A 15,606-nucleotide genomic window follows, 5' to 3' on the forward strand; every position below is an offset into this window, starting at 1 on the left:
CGTTGTGTTCCCGTCACGTTACACAACCTCATCCCCGTTACTTCTCGCGGCAGAGCGCCTACCCGTCCTGCCGCCCGCTCTCTACTCCCCATGCGTCTTTTCCTAACCGTCCTCCTCATCGCTGCCGTTCAGGGGTGCTCGTCTCCCAGCAACGAGACTACGGCTGAGCTCACACCCGAGCCGACGGCGGAGCCCGCGGCCGCGGCCGCCCCGCAGACGATGTACACGTGCGAGAGCGGGAGCACGATCCAGGCCTCCTACCCGACGACCGAGACGGCCGTCGTGGAGTACGAGGGCCAGACGCTCCCGATGACGATCGCGGTGTCGGGCAGCGGCTCCCGCTACGTGGGCGACGAGCTCGAGTGGTGGACGCAGGGCGCGGGCGTCGGCTCGGAGGGCACGCTTTTCCGCCACAACAGCGACGGCACGAGCGGCGAGATGGTCGAGTCCTGCGAGGCGTCGGCCTAGCCCGGCGCGCCAGGCGCGGGTCCGTCTCGGGCGCTCGGTTCCGTGCGTCGGGGAGGGTCCGCGAAGCCTCCTCGATACGGACCCCAAACAGACACGGGTGGCCGGGATCATATGGGAGCCCTGCTCACGCTCTTGCTGTTCGTCACGCTCTCGGTGCTCATCAACCAGATCGCCGCCAAGGCGCTCATGCTGACGGGCCTGTCCGAGGACGTGGCGCGCTTCCAGGCCCGCTCGGTCTCGACCGGCACGGGCTTTACCACCTCGGAGGCAGAAAACATCACCAAGCATCCGGCCCGGCGGCGGATCGTGATGACCCTGATGCTCCTGCACAGCGCGGGACTGGTGACGATCCTCGGCACGGGCATCGCCTCCTTTGCTGAACCGTCGGGCACGACCGTCGTGCTCCGGCGGGTAGTGCTCCTCGTGGCCGGCGTGGTGGGCCTGTTCGCACTGTTCAAGAACCGACGGTTTAGCCGCGCGCTCGACCACGCGATCGAGCACGTCCTGCGGCGCTACACCACCCTCACCGTGCGCGACTACGAGGCGCTGCTCCGCCTGCGCGAAGGGTTTCGCGTGGTCCAGTTCGAGATCGAGGAGGGCACGTGGCTGGCGAACAAAACGCTCCGGGAGCTGAACCTGCCGGAGGAGGGCGTCACGGTGCTCTCCATCCTGCGCCCCGACGAGACGGCCGCCGCCGTGCCCCGCGGCTCGTACCGCCTCCACGTCGGCGACAAAGTCGTCCTGTACGGGAAAGAGGATCGGGTGGCGGAGTTGAGGAGCCGGCCGCGCGGCCGGCCCGGCGAGGGGGCACGGGTCGAGGCGCAGCAAGAACACGCAGAGACGGAGCGACAGCAGGACGTCCAGCAGCGGGCGTACGAGAACGAGAAAGCCTGGACGACGCGCTGACCGAACGCCTAGCTCCCCCTTGTCCTACGCACCCGTTCTCCGTCACCCCCTCACTTGTCGGGTCTCCACCACATTACCGCCACCACTGACCGCGCACCTTCCCGAACGCGGCGGAACGCCTACAGCGTGACCGAGCTTCGACATCTACCGTCCCACACGCGCAGCGACACCTGAATCCCCGACCCATGAGCGACGACCCGACGAGCCCGCGCGTGCCCTACTGGCACCTTTACACCGACGACGACGGCGTGAGCCGGCAGCGGCTCTGCCACATGACGGCGTTCGAGTTGGAGTCGATCTCGCCGCCGGCCGACCCGCAGTGGCTCGGGGAGAAGCACCACGACGGCATGACGGTCCTGTTCACGGTCCAGCCGGCCGGCTGGACCGGCACGTGGCACGAGAACCCGGCGCCCCAGTGGATCGTCCCGCTCTCCGGCGCCTGGTGGGTGGAGTCGATGGACGGCGAGCGGCGCACGTTCGGGCCGGGCGAGATCTCGTTCGGCGAGGACCAGGGGACGGTCGAGCGGGGCGGCAAGAGCGGTCACCGCTCCGGCACGGCGGGCGACGAGCCGGCCGTCCTGATGATCGTTCAGTTCGACTCGGAGCGCGACGCCACGACGCCCTGCCGGTTCGACTGACATGGTCCTGCACACTCCAACTGTCGTCGCCGAGAACTTCTGCTGGGTGGAGGGGCCGCTCTGGGTGGACCGCCTAGACGGCCTCCTCGTGAGCGACGTCAAGGCAAACACCATCTTCCTGCTCCGCCCGCCCGTCAGCGAGGGCGGGGCGTGGACGCGCGAAGTGTTCCTCCGTCCGTCCGGCACCTCCAACCCCCACCCGCCTGGCGAGGAGCACGGGGCGAACGGCCTGTCCCTCGACGCCGACGGCCGCCTCCTGCTGTGCTCGCACGGCGAGCGCGGCGTGTTCGTGCTCGACGAGGAGCGGTGGACCCGGCGGCCTTTGGTAACGCGCGTGCGCGGGCGGCGTCTGAACTCGCCCAACGACGTCACGGTGTGCCCGGCCTCGGGGGCCGCCTACCTTACCGACCCGCCGTTCGGGCTCGACGACACGTTCGACGACCCGCGCCGCGAGACCGACGTGTGCGGGATCTACCGCGTCGACGCCGCGACCGGCGCCGTGACTCTGGCCTCGGACGCGCTCCACGCGCCAAACGGGATCGCCTTCTCGCCTGACGGTCGGACCGCCTACGCGACCAACTCGAAACCGCCGCACGGCCGCTACGTCGCGTTCGACGTGAGCGCCGACGGCACGTTCGGTCCGCCGCGCACGCTCCTGGACACACCAGACGCAACGTACGAGACGGGGATGCCGGACGGGCTGGCGGTGGCCAGCGACGGAACGGTCGTCGGCGGCGGGCCGGGCGGGGTGTACGTGTTCTCGTCCGAGGGGGAGTTTCAGGAGCGCGTCGACGTGGAGCCCCTCGCGTCGAACGTGGCGTTCGGGAGAGGCGGACGGTCGCTGTTCGTGACGGCGGGCGAGCGAGTGGTCCGGTTCGAGGTGGACTGATACGGGGTCGCTGAGTTCGCATAGCACTCGCCACCCCGCCCCTCTCCCACGTGTACAGGCCGGGGAGAGGAAACCTCGTAGCGGGCGCCGGGGCGGGGCGGGCGCACTGCGAACCTTCAGAGCGCGCATGAGACCGAGAGCGACTGGCCTACCGCGGTCATCGGAACAGAGTTATACAGTACCCGCCCGCGACGGCGCTCAAGAGGACGAGGGTCCCCCCACCCCGCCCACGACCCACGCCGGCACCGGGGCGGCCGGGAGGCGGACTGTGAACGCGCTGCCCACGCCGGGCTCGCTCTCGACCGAGATCGTCCCGCCCATGAGGTCCACGAGCCGCTTGGTGATCGCGAGGCCCAGCCCGTTCCCCTCGTGGGTCCGCGTGTAGCCGGTCGAGGCCTGGGCGAACTCGTCGAACAGGCGGGGCGCGAACGCCGGGTCGATCCCGATCCCGCTGTCCTCCACGCGGAGCCACGCGCGCCCGTCGTCGACGCCGACCTCGACCACCACCCCGCCCTCGTCGGTAAACTTGAGCGCGTTGCCGACCAGGTTGTTCAGGACCCGGTGGAGCGCGGCCGAGTCCGCAAGCGCCCGGACCGGGGGGCCGACCACGTCGAGGGCCACGCCGCGCTGCTCGGCGACCGGGGCCAGGAGCCGGGCCACCTCCGCGGCCTCGCCCCGGAGGTCGACGGGCGCCGCCTCGAACGTGAACGAGCCGCCCTCGAGCTGAGCCAGGTCGAGGACCGAGTTTAGCGTGCCCTGGAGCCGCTGCGCGCTCCGCACGATGATGTCGACGGCCTCGCGCTGCTCCGTGCCCACCTCCTCGGCGAGCACCTCGGCAAACCCGAGGATGCCCGTCAGCGGCGTTCGGAGCTCGTGGCTCATGTTGCCCAAGAACGCCTCCTTGATCCGGAGCATCTCCTCGGTCCGCTCGCGGGCCACGCGCTCGGCCTCGAACCGGATCGAATCGGTCACGTCCGTGATCGTCCCGGCCGCCCCCCGGACCGCCCCGCCCTCGCTGCGGAGGAGCTGGACGTGGACCTCGACGTGGCGGACGCCGCCGCCGGCCCGGAGCAGCCGGCACTCGTGGCGGACGTACGGGACGGCGCCGGAGAGGAGCGACCGGAAGTTCCGCGCCACCTCGGCGTGGTCGTCGGGGTGGATCACGTCGAGGCACGGGCGGCCCAGGCTCTCGGCGACCGCGTGGCCCGTGACGGTCTCCCAGGCCGGGTTCAGGAACGACCACCGGCCCTCGGCGTCGGCCTGCACGACCACGTCGCGGACGCTCTCGACGACGCCTCGGTAGCGGGCCTCGGACTCCGTCCGGCCGTCGAGCGCGAGCGTGAGGGCCACCTCGCTCTCGACGATGTCGGCCAGGTCGCGGAGCGTGGCCCGGTCGTCGGCCGTCCACGCCCGGGGGTCGCGGTCGATGGCGCAGAGCGAGCCCAGCGCGTAGCCGTCCGGGTCGCGGATCGGGACGCCGAGGTAGGCGCCGACGCCGATCTCCGTCACGGCGGGGTGGTCGCAGGTCTCGCCCGCGCGGGCGTCGTCGAGCTGGTACAGCCGGCCCGTCCGGGCCACCCGCTGGCAGAGCGAGTGCGAGAGCGGGGTCCCCGCGGTCCACGGGTCGGACAGCCCCTGCTGGCTCTTGAACACCTGGCGCTCGTCGTCGACGAGCGAGACGAGCGCGATGGGCACGCCGACGACGCGGCACACGAGCCGGGTCAGCCGGTCAAAGCGATCCTCGGGCGGGGTGTCGAGCAGGCCCGTCGCCAGGAGGGCCCGGAGCCGGCGGTCTTCCAGGAAAGCGGGGGCGGGGTGAAGCGACACGGCCGGTCGGTCTTGAGGGAGCACCCGTCCTAACGGGCAATCCGCCCCCTACGATCCGCCCGGCCGTCCCGTCAGGACTCTCCCCCCCGCCCCGCCCGCGTGGGCCGGGATGGCACGGTGGCGTGCGCGGGCGGGGCGGCCGGGTCGGCGCTCGCGCCGAGCGCGTCGCGGGCCGGCGCGAGCACGGCGAGCAGGTCGGACGTCGTGGCGAGCACGAGGTCGGCGCCCTCGCGGACCAGCTCGTCCTCGGTCCCGAACCCGCACAGCACGCCGACGGCCTGCGCGCCCACCGCCCGCGCCGTCTCCATATCGACCGTCGTGTCGCCGATCACGAGGCACGCCTCGGGCGCCACGTTCATGGCCTCGGCGGCATAGACGAGCGGGTCAGGGTAGGGCTTCATGCGCGGCGTCGTCTGCGCGCCGACGACGGCCGCGAACAGGTCGGCCACGCCGTGGTGCGCCAGGAACGCCCGGATGCGGACCTCCCCGCCCGTCGAGAAGGCGCTCATGGGGTAGCGCGGGGCGAGGGCGCGGAGCATCTCGGCCACGTCCGGGACGAGGTCGTGGGGCACCTCGTCGGCGGCCTCGGCGGGGTGGCGCTCGGCCCGGTTCCGCTGGGCGATGGCCCGCGTGAGGAGGCCCTTGAGCGCCGCCAGCTCGTCGTCCAGGCCGTAGCGGTCGATGGCCCCGTACGCCGCGTTGACCGGGCTCTCGGCGCCCATCACGATGCGCCGCGCGAGCTCGGCCGCCCGGCGCCCGCTCAGGAACGGGAGCGCGTCGAGAACGCCGGCGATCTGCGCCACGAGGTGGTCGTCGGTGTCCGAGAGCGTCCCGTCGACGTCGAAGACGAGGGCCTGGACGCGGGCGAGGTCGAGGGGCATGGTGCGCGGTGAGCGGCGCGGAAGATGGCTCCCCCGCCCCGCCCGGCGCAACCGACAGAGAGCGGACCGCCCCGCCCACGACAGCGCGGGCGGGGCGGAGCGCGAGCAGGGCGCGGGCGGGGCGGTGGCCCTACAGCTGCGCGGCGCGGCGGCGGACGGCGGAAAACCGGCCGTCGGTCAGGCGCAGGTCGCGGCCGTCATACGGCCGGGCCAGCTGGCGGACCGTCTGCATCCGCTCGGACGAGAGCGGGTGGGACCGGAGCAGCGCGATGCCGCCGCCCCGCTCCTCGGCCGCGAGCCGCTCCAGCAGCTGGGCCAGCCCCTCCGGGTCGTACCCGGCCTCGGCCATGACGCGGACGCCGACGGCGTCGGCCTCGCGCTCGTCGGCGCGCGAGAACGAGGCGAACGCGCCCTGCGCCGCGATCTGGGTCGCGATCTGCGTGACGGCGCCGGGGTTGCGGCCGAGGACCATGCCGGCGATGGCGTTCGTCTCGTTGCTCTTCGAGAGCCGCTGGGTCCCGTGCCGCTCGACGCCGTGGGCCACCTCGTGCGCGATCGCGCCGGCCAGCTCGCCCGCGCTCCCCACGTTCTCGATCAGGCCCGTGTTCACGTACACCAGCCCGCCCGGCACGTTGAACGCGTTGACGGCGTCGTCGCGGACGACGTAGAACCGCCACGGCAGGTTGTCGACGCCGGCCGCGCGGACCATCCGCTGGCCCATCTCGCGGACGTAGCCGGTCACGAGCGGGTCGTTGGCGAGCCGGAGCTCCTGCCCCAGCTGGGTTTCGAGTTGCTGGCCGAGCTGCCACTCCTCCTCGACCGAGTAGTAGTTGGTGCCGGCGAGCGTGGCGCAGCCGGACAAGGCTGTGAGGGCGACGAGCGCGGCGAGGACGGGCGCGCGGAACGCGCGGGCGGGGTGGCGGGACATGGCAACGGGGGGAAGGGGACGACCAACGATACCCACCGCCCCGCTCACACTCCGTGCCGACCGCCCCGCCCCGCCCCATTGCGAGGAGAGGCGGGCGCGGGCGGGGCGGCGCGTCCACGGGAGAAGACGCAGGGCTCCCGAAGCACGCTTGAGAAGGGTACAGGGTGCGAGGTACAGGTACGTGGCCCGACCCGTCTGCTTCGAGCCTGCCCCGTACCGAGTACCCCGTACCCACCCGGAGGGTGCTCTAGCTCACCGGCGGCCGGCGCGTGTGGAAGTCGGTCGCCTCCTGGACCGCGTGGGCCAGGCGCAGCGGGAGGTGGTCCTGCCAGAGCGGCCCGAGGAACGTGACCGAGTGCGGCGAGCGGCGGTCCGCGGAGCCCTCGACCGGGAAAAAGCCGTTGGGGACGACCGCGGCGGGGTGGCCCGTCAGGTTCGTGATCGCGAGGCCGGCGTTCCCGAAGCTGGGCGTGACGAGCACGTCGAGGCCGTCGAACAGCGCGGCCATCTCGCGCATGAGGACGGTCCGCAGCCGGTTCGCGTTGAGGTAGTCGACGGCCGGGACGAGGTGGCCGTGGCGGAACACGTTGGGCCACGCGTCGCGCGTCTGGCGCACCAGGCGGTCGACGCCGCCCGAGCGCGTGAGGCCGTCGAAGGCGGCGGCGGCCTCGGCCTCCAGGATCAGGAGCAGCGCGTCGACCGGCACGCCCGACGGGAGCGCGACGGGCCGGGTCTCCACGCCGAGCCGCTCCAGCACGGCCAGCGTCGCGCGGTCGGCCGCCCCGCCCGCGCCGTCGGCCTCGAAGGCGCCGGCGAGGACGCCCACGCGGAGGTCGCCGAGCGGGGAGGCGGGATCGAACGGGAACGCGGGGTCAGGAGCGAGGGCGGGGCGGGCCGCCTCGGGGTCGGCCCCGCGGAGGGCGTCGAACACGAGGGCGCAGTCGACGGCCGACCGCGCCATCGGCCCGAGCTTGTCCATGCTCCACGAGAGCGCCATCGCGCCGCGCGTGGGCACGCGCCCGAACGTCGGCCGGAGGCCGGTCACGCCGTTCCGCGTCGACGGCGAGACGATCGAGCCCAGCGTCTCGGACCCGATGGCGAACGGGACGAGCCCGGCGGCGACGGCCGCGCCCGGCCCGGCGCTCGACCCGCTCGCGCCCTCGTCCGGGTTCCAGGGGTTCTTGGTCGTCCCCCCGAACCACACGTCGCCCCAGGCCAACGCGCCCAGCGTGAGCTTGGCGACGAGCACGGCGCCGGCGGCCTCCAGCTTGCTCACGGCGGCGGCGTCCTCGTCGATCACTTGGTCGCGGTACGGCTCGGCGCCCCACGTCGTGGGGTAGCCGCGGGCGGCCAGCAGGTCCTTGGCGCCGTACGGGATGCCGTGGAGCGGACCGAGGTCGATGCCCGCCGCGAGCTCGGCGTCGCGCGCGCGGGCCGTCTCGAGCGCCCGCTCGCGCGTGAGCGTCACGACGGCCTGGAGCCGGCTGTCGAACCGCGCGAGCCGGTCCAGGAACAGCTCAGCGAGGCCGACAGCCGTGACCGCCCCGCCCCGGAGGAGCGCGCCCAGCTCGGGGATCGACGCGAACGCGAGGTCCTGGTCCGACGGCCGGCGCCGAACAGCGGCCGGCATGGAGACCGACGCGCCGGCGCCCGGGGCGGGGCGGGCCTCCCCGCTCAGACCGAGGTCGAGCGCGAGCGCCGGCGGCACGCTGTTAGGCGGCTCGGCGGCGCGGATCGCCGCGAGCTGCTCCAGCCGGTCGTTCACGTCGTCGAGCATGAGCTCGCGCTGGTCCGGCGTGAACGAGAGCCCGAAGACGGCCTCGGCCGCCGCGATCTCGCCGACCGTCACCGGCCGGCTCTGGGCCTCCGGCATGGGCACGGCGCCCGGCGGGGCGCCGGGGGCGGGGCGGTGGTCCGCGAGCGGAGCGGGCAGCGCGGCGACGGGCAGCGCGGCGCCGGCGGCGAGCGTGGAGGCGAGAAAACGGCGGCGGCTGTGCACGGCTGGACTGCGGAGTGGAGAATGCGCAAAGGTGCCCACCCCGCCCGCCGAGCGCAAGGGCGAATCGCGGGCAACGAGGCCCAAGCCGACCACCCCGCCCTGCCCCACGGATCCCCACCGCCTACGGCTCTTCCAACCCCCACGCCTGGGCAATGTGCCGGAGGACGGTCCGCTCCATCGTGTGGACCACGCCGTCGGCGTCGGCCACGCGGACGAGCGCGGCGTGGGCGCGGGCCAGCAGCGGCGGGCCGACGGCGTCGCGGAACCGGGCGACGACCGTGTCCAGTCCGACCACGCTGAGGTCGCCGTAAACCTTGACGGCCGCCTCTACGACCGCGCTCAGGTCAGCCCCGCTGTGGACGTCGGGGTCGAGGAGCGTCGAGAGCCGCCCCAGCTGCTCGACGAGCACGTGCGTTTCGCGCGGGTCCAGGTCGGCGTCGGTCCCGTGGGCGACGACGAGCGTGAGCACGGCGAGGTCAGCGAGCGGCGTAGGCATGGGCGGGGCGGTCTCGGCCCTACGGCTCGGCCCGCTCCGGCGCCTGCGACGCGTCGCGGAGCACGGCGACGAGGCACGCGAACTCCTCCCGGCACCCGGGGCACGTCTGCAGGTGCTCCTCAACGAGCGGGAGGGCGGCCGCCGCGTCCAGGCCGGCCAGCTCCATCTCCGCAAAGTGGTCGACGTGGACGTAGCAGTCGCCACACGGGATCTCACCGGGGTGCGCGTTGAACACGCGCCGGACGAGAAAGCGGAGGACGTCGGGGGTGAGGGTCATGGTGTGCCGTAGACGCCGGCGGGCGGGGAGGTCTTACAGCGGCGCGCGGGCCGCCCCGCCCGCAGCACGTGGTGGCCTAGAGGTCGAGAAGGTCGTCCGGCCCCAGGCCGCGGTCCTCGAACGCCCGCTTGAGGCGGAGCCGGGCGTCGTGGAGCAGCTTGTAGAGCGCGTTCCGGTTCGTGTCCAGCCGCCTGGCCACCTCGTCCATCGGCATGCCGGCGAGGACGGCCTTGAGCGCCGTCTGCTGTCGCTCGGTGAGGTCCTCGTCGATGAGGCGGCGGACGAGGGCGGCGGCCTCGCCCTGCTCCATCACCTCGTCGGCGCCGGGCTCGGGGGCCGCCGGCGGGTCGGCCACGACGGCGTCGAGCGAGACGTTCTCCCACCGCTTCCGGCGGAGCTCGGAGAGCGCGATCCGCACGGCCACCTTCTGCGCCCACGTCGTGAACCGGGCGTCGCCGCGGAACTGGCCGACCCGGTCGCGGACGTGGAGCAGCGCCCGCTGCACGAGGTCCTCGGCGAGCGCGTCGGCCCCGCGGTCTACGCGCGGCGCGAGTGTGACGTGGAGGGCGCGCAGGAGGACCGGGCGGAGGTCGGCGAGGGCGGCCTCGGCCTCGGGGCCGTCCGAGCCGAGCGCGGCCACCCACTCGTCGTTCGTGCGGTCGGGGCGGGGGTCCGGGCGGCGCCGAGGGAGCACGGGCGGGGTGGGAGTGGGCGGGGCGGAAGCTACGCGCCCCGCCCGCGCCTCGATCCGACCGCCCCGCCCGGGCCTCGGCCCGCCGCGGGCGGGGCGGAAACCCCACCCCGCCCCGCCCGTGCGACCGGCCCGTCCGCAGACGCGCGCGGGCGGGGTGGCGACCGACGCCGCCCCCGCCGACCACCAGCCCCCCGCCCCCATCGCCACCCCGCCCCTGCTCCGCACCGTCCGCATGACGTTCCGGCCCGACCGGCTGGGCGACTTTCTCGCCCTCTTCCGCGAGGCCCGCCCGCGGATCGCCGCCGCGCCCGGGTGCCGGCACCTCGAGCTGTGGGAGGACGCCCGCTTCCCCAACGTGCTCACCACGTTCAGCCACTGGGACAGCGCCGACGCCCTCGACGCCTACCGCCGCTCCGACCTGTTCCGCGAGACGTGGGCCGAGACCAAACCCTTGTTCGCCGCCCCGCCCGTGGCGCACAGCCAGTTTAGAATGTGGAATTCGGAAGGTTGAATGCGGAAGGGGCCTGCCCCAAACTCGGGGGCGGGGCGGCGAGGGGCGGGGTTCGAACCCACGGGCCGCCCCCTTTCCGCCTTCCGCATTCACCATTCCGCATTCAGATGACCGTCCCGTCGGGGACGATGGCGTTTTTGGGGAGCACGACGATGCCGTCGCGGATGTACCAGCCGTCGCCGTCGGCGTCGGTCACGCCGTCCTCGTTCGTGATCCGGCAGTCGGCGCCGACCTGGACGTTCTTGTCGATGATCGCGCTCTCGACCACGCTCCCGCGGCCGATGCCCGGGCTCGGCGGCGGGTCCACGCCGGGCCGCCGCGCCGGGTCGCGCCACGGGAGGTAGTCGGCCCCGAGCATGACCACGTGCCGCAGCGCCGCGCCCTCGCCCACGTACGACCGGATCCCGACAACCGAGCCCTCGACCGTCGCCCGCGTCACGACGGACGCCTCGGCGATCATCGAGTCGACGACGCGGGAGTCCTGGATCTTGGCCGGCGGGAGCATCCGCGCGTTCGTGTAGATGGGCGCGTCCTCGTCGTAGAGGTCGAACGACGGCACCTTCGAGGCCAGGTTCAGGTTGGCCTCGTAGAACGAGCGCACGGTCCCGATGTCGGACCAGTAGCCGTCGTGGGGGTAGCTCACCACGCGCCGCGAGCGGATGGCGGCCGGGATGATCTCCTTGCCGAAGTCGGTCTCGCCGGGGTTGGCCAGGAGCACCTCGCGGAGCACGTCGCGCTCGAACATGTAGATCCCCATCGACGCCAGGTACACGCGGCCCTGCTCGCGCATCCGCTCCGAGACCGGGCTGTCCAGGCCGTCGAGCTGGTCGCGCGCCGGCTTCTCGCGGAACTCGGTGATGACCCCGTCGGCGTCCGTCTTGAGGATCCCGAACGCCGGCGCCTCGTCGGCCGTCACCGGGACGGTCGCGACCGTGAGGTCGGCCCACGTCGAGCGGTGGTGGTCCGAGAACGTGTTGAAGTCCATCCGGTAGAGCTGGTCGCCGGAGAGGATGAGCACGCGCCGGTGCGGGTAGGCGTTGATGTGCTGGAGGCACTGGCGGACGGCGTCGGCCGTGCCCTGGTACCACTGCTCGGAGTCCGGCGTCTGCTCGGCGGCCAGGATCGTCACGAACCCGTGGCCGAAGCGGTCGAAGCGGTAGGCCCGCGAGACGTGCCGGTTGAGGCTGGCCGAGTTGTACTGCGTGACGACGAACATCCGCAGCAGCTCGCTGTTGATGCAGTTCGAGATCGGGATGTCGATGATCCGGTACTTCCCGGCGAGCGGGACGGCCGGCTTCGAGCGGTGCTGGGTGAGCGGGAAGAGCCGGGTCCCGGCGCCGCCGCCGAGGATGACCGCGAGCGTGTCGCGCATGGGGAGCAGGTGTGAAGGGCAGCCTAGATACGGAAGCCCGCCGCCTGCGTTCGCCGCCCCGCCCACAAACGAGCCGACATCGTAGGGGCGACCGGCGGTCGCCCGCCCGTGACCGCCCCGCCCACGCGACACGGGCGGGGTGGAGACCACCGCGGCCGCCACCCGCCGCCCCTGACGTGCTGGGCAATCGCCCGCCGCCCCGCCCCGTTCGCGCGGGACCGTCCGCTACCTTCCGGCCGCCCCGCCCCCGCATGTCCACCCCGCTCGCCGACGCGCTCCGCCGCCGGATCCGGCACGCCCGCCGGCGGCTGACGGCGGCGGCCGTGGCCCAGGGCGCGCTGATCACGGGCGGGGTGGTCGCCGCCGTGGCCTTGGTGGCGGTCGCGGCCGAGGCCGGGTTCTGGCTGGGCGTCGAGCTGCGGACGGCCGTGTTCTGGCTGCTCGCCGCGCTCCTCGCCGGGCTGACGGCCGCGCTCGTCGTCGTCCCGCTCCTGCGCGGGGCCGGCGTGCTCCCCGGGCTCGACGAGCGCGCCGTCGTCCGCCGCGCCGGCCGCGACTATGCCGGCGTCGACGACCGGCTCGCCACGTTCCTCGACCTCGCCGACGGCCACGCCTCGGGCGGGGCGGGGCGGCTCCACGAGGCGGCCCTCGACGCGCTCGGCCGCGAGGTCCGCGACGTCCCCTTCGAGCGCGTCCACGCCTTCGGGCCGGCGTGGCGGACCGCCCGCTGGGCCGCGGTCCCGGCGCTCCTGCTCGCCGCCCTCTTTCTCGGCGCGCCGTCGACCGTGGGCGGGGCGGCGGCCCGGCTCCTCGCGCCGGGCGTCTACTTCGCCCCGCCCGCCCCCTTCCGCCTCGACGTGTCGCCGGGCGACGCGGCCGTGTCGCGCGGGGCGAGCCTGCCCGTCGCCGTCCAGGCCGCCGGGCGCGAGCTGCCGCTCACGGCGCGTCTCGAAATTGGCCGCGCCGACGAACGGGCGACCGAGACCGTCCGCCTCCAGGCCGACGACCTCGGCGCGTTCGCCTACACCGTCGAGGACGTCCGAGCTGACATGCGCTACCGCGTGCTGGCCGACGGCGTGCGCTCGCGGTGGTACGCGATCACGGTCGAAAATCGGCCGCTCGTGCGCGGGGTCCAGGTGACGGTCGCCCCGCCCGCGTACAGCGGGCGCCGGGCGCGGCGGCTGCCCGAGGGCGTCGGCGACGTGACCGGGCTCGTGGGCTCGGGCGTCCGCGTCCGCGTGCAGCTGGGCGGGACGCGGCCCGAGGCGGCGTGGCTCCAGGTGGCGTGGGAGGACGGCCGCACGCAGCGGGTCCCGCTCCGCGTTGAGGGCGACCAGGCGTCGGGCGGGTTCGGGCTCCGCGGCGGCGGCACGTACTCGGTCCGCCTGGAGGCCCAAAACGGGCTCCAGAACGCGGACGCGGCGACGTACTCGCTGGGCACGCTGAGCGACGGGCCGCCGCAGATCGCGCTCCTGGAAGGCGCCGAGGACCCGCTCTCCGGCGACGCCCGGCACCTCGTGTTCCGCGTCACCGACGACTTCGGGTTCTCGGGCGGCGCGCTCGTCTACCGCGTGGCGGTGTCCGAGGGCGGGGCGGCCGGCCCGCTCCGGCGGCTCCGCCTCCCGGTCCGCTCGCGGCCGCTCGACCAGGAGGTGGGCCTCGACCTCCGCCTGCCGGGCATCCGCCCCGGGGCCACGGTCGAGCTCTACGGGACGGTCCGCGACAACGACGGGCGGGGCGGGAAAACGGCGCGGACGCCCTCGTTCACGCTCCGCTACCCCACGCTCGCCGACCGCCTCGACGCCTTCGATGCCGACCGCGACTCGGCGGCCCAGGCGCTCGACGAGCTCCAGGAGACGGCCGAGGAGTCCGGCGAGCGGTTCCGCCGGCTCCGCGACGACCTCCGCCAGTCGCTCGACCCGGACTGGGAGGACCGCCGCCAGGTCGAGGAGCTCCTGCGCGAGCAGTCCGAGCTGGGCGAGCAGGCGCAGGACCTCCGCGAGCAGATGCGGCGCCTGTCCGAGCAGATGCAGCGCCAGGACCTCACCGACGAGGCCACGCGGCAGCGGTTCGAGCAGATGCAGCGCGTGATGGACGAGCTCGACACGCCCGAGCTCCGCGACGCCCTCGAACGGCTCCGCGACGCGATGGAGCGGCTCGACCTCCAGGACATGCTCCAGGAGTCCGAGGAGGCCGCCCAGACCGAGGAGGAGTTCCGCCGCCGCCTCGAACGGGCGATGAGCCTCATGAAGCGGCTCGAAGCCGCCGTCGAGATGGAGGAGGCCGCGCGCCGCGCCGAGGACCTCGCCGAGACCGAGGAGCGGCTCGCCCGCGAGACCGAGGCGATGCGCCCCGACCGCCCCGCCCCCGGCGAGAACGAGCCGGAGCGGGGTGGCGAGCCGACGCCGCCCCGCCCGAACACGCCGGCCGAGCGCGAGCGGCTGGCCGAGGAGCAGCGCCGGGCCGCCGAGGACGCCGAGGCCCTGGAGGAGCAGCTAGAGAACGCGCGCGAGGCGGCCGACGACGTGCCCCGCGCGCCGACCGAGGCCCTGGAGCAGATGATGGAGCAGATGCAGCAGGACGGCGGGCTCCCGCAGCAGATGGAGCAGAACGCCCAGCAGCTCCAGCAGAACCAGCTCCAGGACGCCCAGGAGGGGCAGGAGGAGATGTCCAAGCAGCTCCGCCAGATGGCTCAGAAGATGCGCCAGCAGAGCGCCCAGATGCAGGGCCAGCAGGCCCAGGTGGACCAAGCCGCCCTCCGCCGCTCGCTCGAAGACGTCCTCACGCTGTCGCGCGAGCAGGAGCGGCTGGCCGGCGAGACGCAGGCGATCCCGGCGCGCAACCCCGCCCTCGTGCCCGTCGCTCGCCGCCAGGGCGAGCTCCGCGACGGGCTCGCGGCCGTCACCGACACACTCCGCCGCGTGGCCCTCTCAGTCCCCCAGCTCGGCCCCGACATCGACGAGCGGGCCGGCAACGCGCGCCGCGAGATGGCCGGCGCGCTGGAGCAGCTCGCCGAGCGCCAGTCGCGCCAGGGCGCCGCCCACCAGCGGACGGCCATGTCGCACCTGAACGAGCTCGCACTCCTACTCTCGAACCTGCTCGACCAGCTCCAGAATCAGAGCCAGCAGCAGGGCGGGGAGGGCCAGGGGATGCCGCAGAAGATGCAGCAGATCGGCCAGCAGCAGCAGCGGCTCAACCAGCGCATCCAGCAGATGCTGAACGAGTCGGCCGGCGAGCGGCTCTCGCCTGGGGAGGGCCGGCGGATGCGGCAGATGGCGGAGCAGCAGGAAGCCCTCCGGCGCCAGCTCCAGCGCGCCGTCGAGGGGGGCGGGGCGGGGCTGGAGCCCGGCGACCGGAGCGCGCTCAAGCGCGTCGAGGACCAGATGCGCGAGGCGGCCCAGGACCTGCGCCGCGGGCGCGCCGACCGGCGGACGGCCCCGCGCCAGCAGCAGATCCTCGAGAAGCTCCTCGAAGCCGAGGAGTCGGTCAACCAGCGGGGCCGCGAGGAGCAGCGCGAGGCGCAGACGGGGACCGCCCGCCCGGACCCCGACCGCCCCGCCCCGCCCCGGACCGAGCGGCCGGCCGAGCGCGTCCGCCGCGACCTGATCCGGGCGCTCGAGAGCGGGTACGCGTCGGACTACCAGGACCTCATCAAGCGCTACTTCGAGCGCCTCCAGCAGCGGACCGGCGGGTGAGGGTCCGAGGGCGGGGCGGGCGTCG

Annotated in this window: 14 protein-coding genes; 6 read left to right on the forward strand and 8 right to left on the reverse strand. The window is 74.1% G+C overall.

Translation table 11 applies throughout. The features are described 5' to 3' along the window. Window positions 1–90 precede the first annotated feature (90 nt). The 4 genes from RM540_RS05330 to RM540_RS05345 all read left to right on the forward strand — a co-directional run bounded on the left by RM540_RS05330 (window position 91) and on the right by RM540_RS05345 (window position 2,901). On the forward strand, window positions 91–468 hold the full coding sequence (locus tag RM540_RS05330; protein WP_311662509.1) for an MliC family protein: 378 nt from the start codon (window positions 91–93) through the stop codon (window positions 466–468). Window positions 469–579: 111 nt separating this feature from the next. Continuing rightward, complete coding sequence (locus RM540_RS05335) at window positions 580–1,374, forward strand: TrkA C-terminal domain-containing protein (protein WP_311662510.1); 795 nt, start codon at window positions 580–582, stop codon at window positions 1,372–1,374. Window positions 1,375–1,559: 185 nt separating this feature from the next. Then, entirely contained in the window at window positions 1,560–2,012 is a 453-nt protein-coding gene (locus tag RM540_RS05340; protein WP_311662511.1) for a cupin domain-containing protein, read from the forward strand. A 1-nt stretch (window position 2,013) separates the two neighbouring features. Then, on the forward strand, window positions 2,014–2,901 hold the full coding sequence (locus tag RM540_RS05345) for an SMP-30/gluconolactonase/LRE family protein (protein ID WP_311662512.1): 888 nt from the start codon (window positions 2,014–2,016) through the stop codon (window positions 2,899–2,901). 198 nt (window positions 2,902–3,099) lie between these two features. Here the strand turns inward: RM540_RS05345 and RM540_RS05350 are convergent, their stop codons facing one another. The 7 genes from RM540_RS05350 to RM540_RS05380 all read right to left on the reverse strand — a co-directional run bounded on the left by RM540_RS05350 (window position 3,100) and on the right by RM540_RS05380 (window position 10,003). Continuing rightward, window positions 3,100–4,728: an ATP-binding protein gene (locus RM540_RS05350; protein WP_311662513.1), complete on the reverse strand. Its 1,629-nt coding sequence runs from the start codon at window positions 4,726–4,728 to the stop codon at window positions 3,100–3,102. A 71-nt stretch (window positions 4,729–4,799) separates the two neighbouring features. After that, on the reverse strand, window positions 4,800–5,609 hold the full coding sequence (locus RM540_RS05355) for an HAD family hydrolase (RefSeq protein WP_311662514.1): 810 nt from the start codon (window positions 5,607–5,609) through the stop codon (window positions 4,800–4,802). Between the two features lie 130 nt (window positions 5,610–5,739). Next, on the reverse strand, window positions 5,740–6,537 hold the full coding sequence (locus tag RM540_RS05360; RefSeq protein WP_311662515.1) for a M48 family metallopeptidase: 798 nt from the start codon (window positions 6,535–6,537) through the stop codon (window positions 5,740–5,742). Between the two features lie 247 nt (window positions 6,538–6,784). Beyond that, a complete protein-coding gene (locus tag RM540_RS05365) occupies window positions 6,785–8,536 on the reverse strand; it encodes an amidase (RefSeq protein WP_311662516.1) in 1,752 nt (583 codons plus the stop codon). 121 nt (window positions 8,537–8,657) lie between these two features. Beyond that, complete coding sequence (locus RM540_RS05370; protein WP_311662517.1) at window positions 8,658–9,032, reverse strand: TerB family tellurite resistance protein; 375 nt, start codon at window positions 9,030–9,032, stop codon at window positions 8,658–8,660. Between the two features lie 19 nt (window positions 9,033–9,051). Next, entirely contained in the window at window positions 9,052–9,309 is a 258-nt protein-coding gene (locus RM540_RS05375; RefSeq protein WP_311662518.1) for a hypothetical protein, read from the reverse strand. A gap of 76 nt (window positions 9,310–9,385) precedes the next feature. Continuing rightward, complete coding sequence (locus RM540_RS05380) at window positions 9,386–10,003, reverse strand: RNA polymerase sigma factor (RefSeq protein ID WP_311662519.1); 618 nt, start codon at window positions 10,001–10,003, stop codon at window positions 9,386–9,388. A gap of 118 nt (window positions 10,004–10,121) precedes the next feature. Between RM540_RS05380 and RM540_RS05385 the strand changes: the two genes are divergently transcribed. Further along, window positions 10,122–10,514 (forward strand): putative quinol monooxygenase, encoded by a 393-nt coding sequence (locus RM540_RS05385; protein ID WP_311662520.1) that lies wholly within the window; start codon window positions 10,122–10,124, stop codon window positions 10,512–10,514. Window positions 10,515–10,617: 103 nt separating this feature from the next. On the opposite strand, the gene RM540_RS05390 is transcribed toward RM540_RS05385, so the two are convergent. After that, on the reverse strand, window positions 10,618–11,886 hold the full coding sequence (locus RM540_RS05390) for a glucose-1-phosphate adenylyltransferase (protein WP_311662521.1): 1,269 nt from the start codon (window positions 11,884–11,886) through the stop codon (window positions 10,618–10,620). A 251-nt stretch (window positions 11,887–12,137) separates the two neighbouring features. Here RM540_RS05390 and RM540_RS05395 point away from each other — a divergent pair, with 251 nt between their 5' ends. Next, window positions 12,138–15,581, forward strand: coding sequence for a DUF4175 family protein (locus RM540_RS05395; protein ID WP_311662522.1), 3,444 nt, complete (start codon window positions 12,138–12,140; stop codon window positions 15,579–15,581). Window positions 15,582–15,606 lie beyond the last annotated feature (25 nt).

The organism is Rubrivirga litoralis, assembly GCF_031846415.1.
Taxonomy (GTDB): domain Bacteria; phylum Bacteroidota; class Rhodothermia; order Rhodothermales; family Rubricoccaceae; genus Rubrivirga; species Rubrivirga litoralis.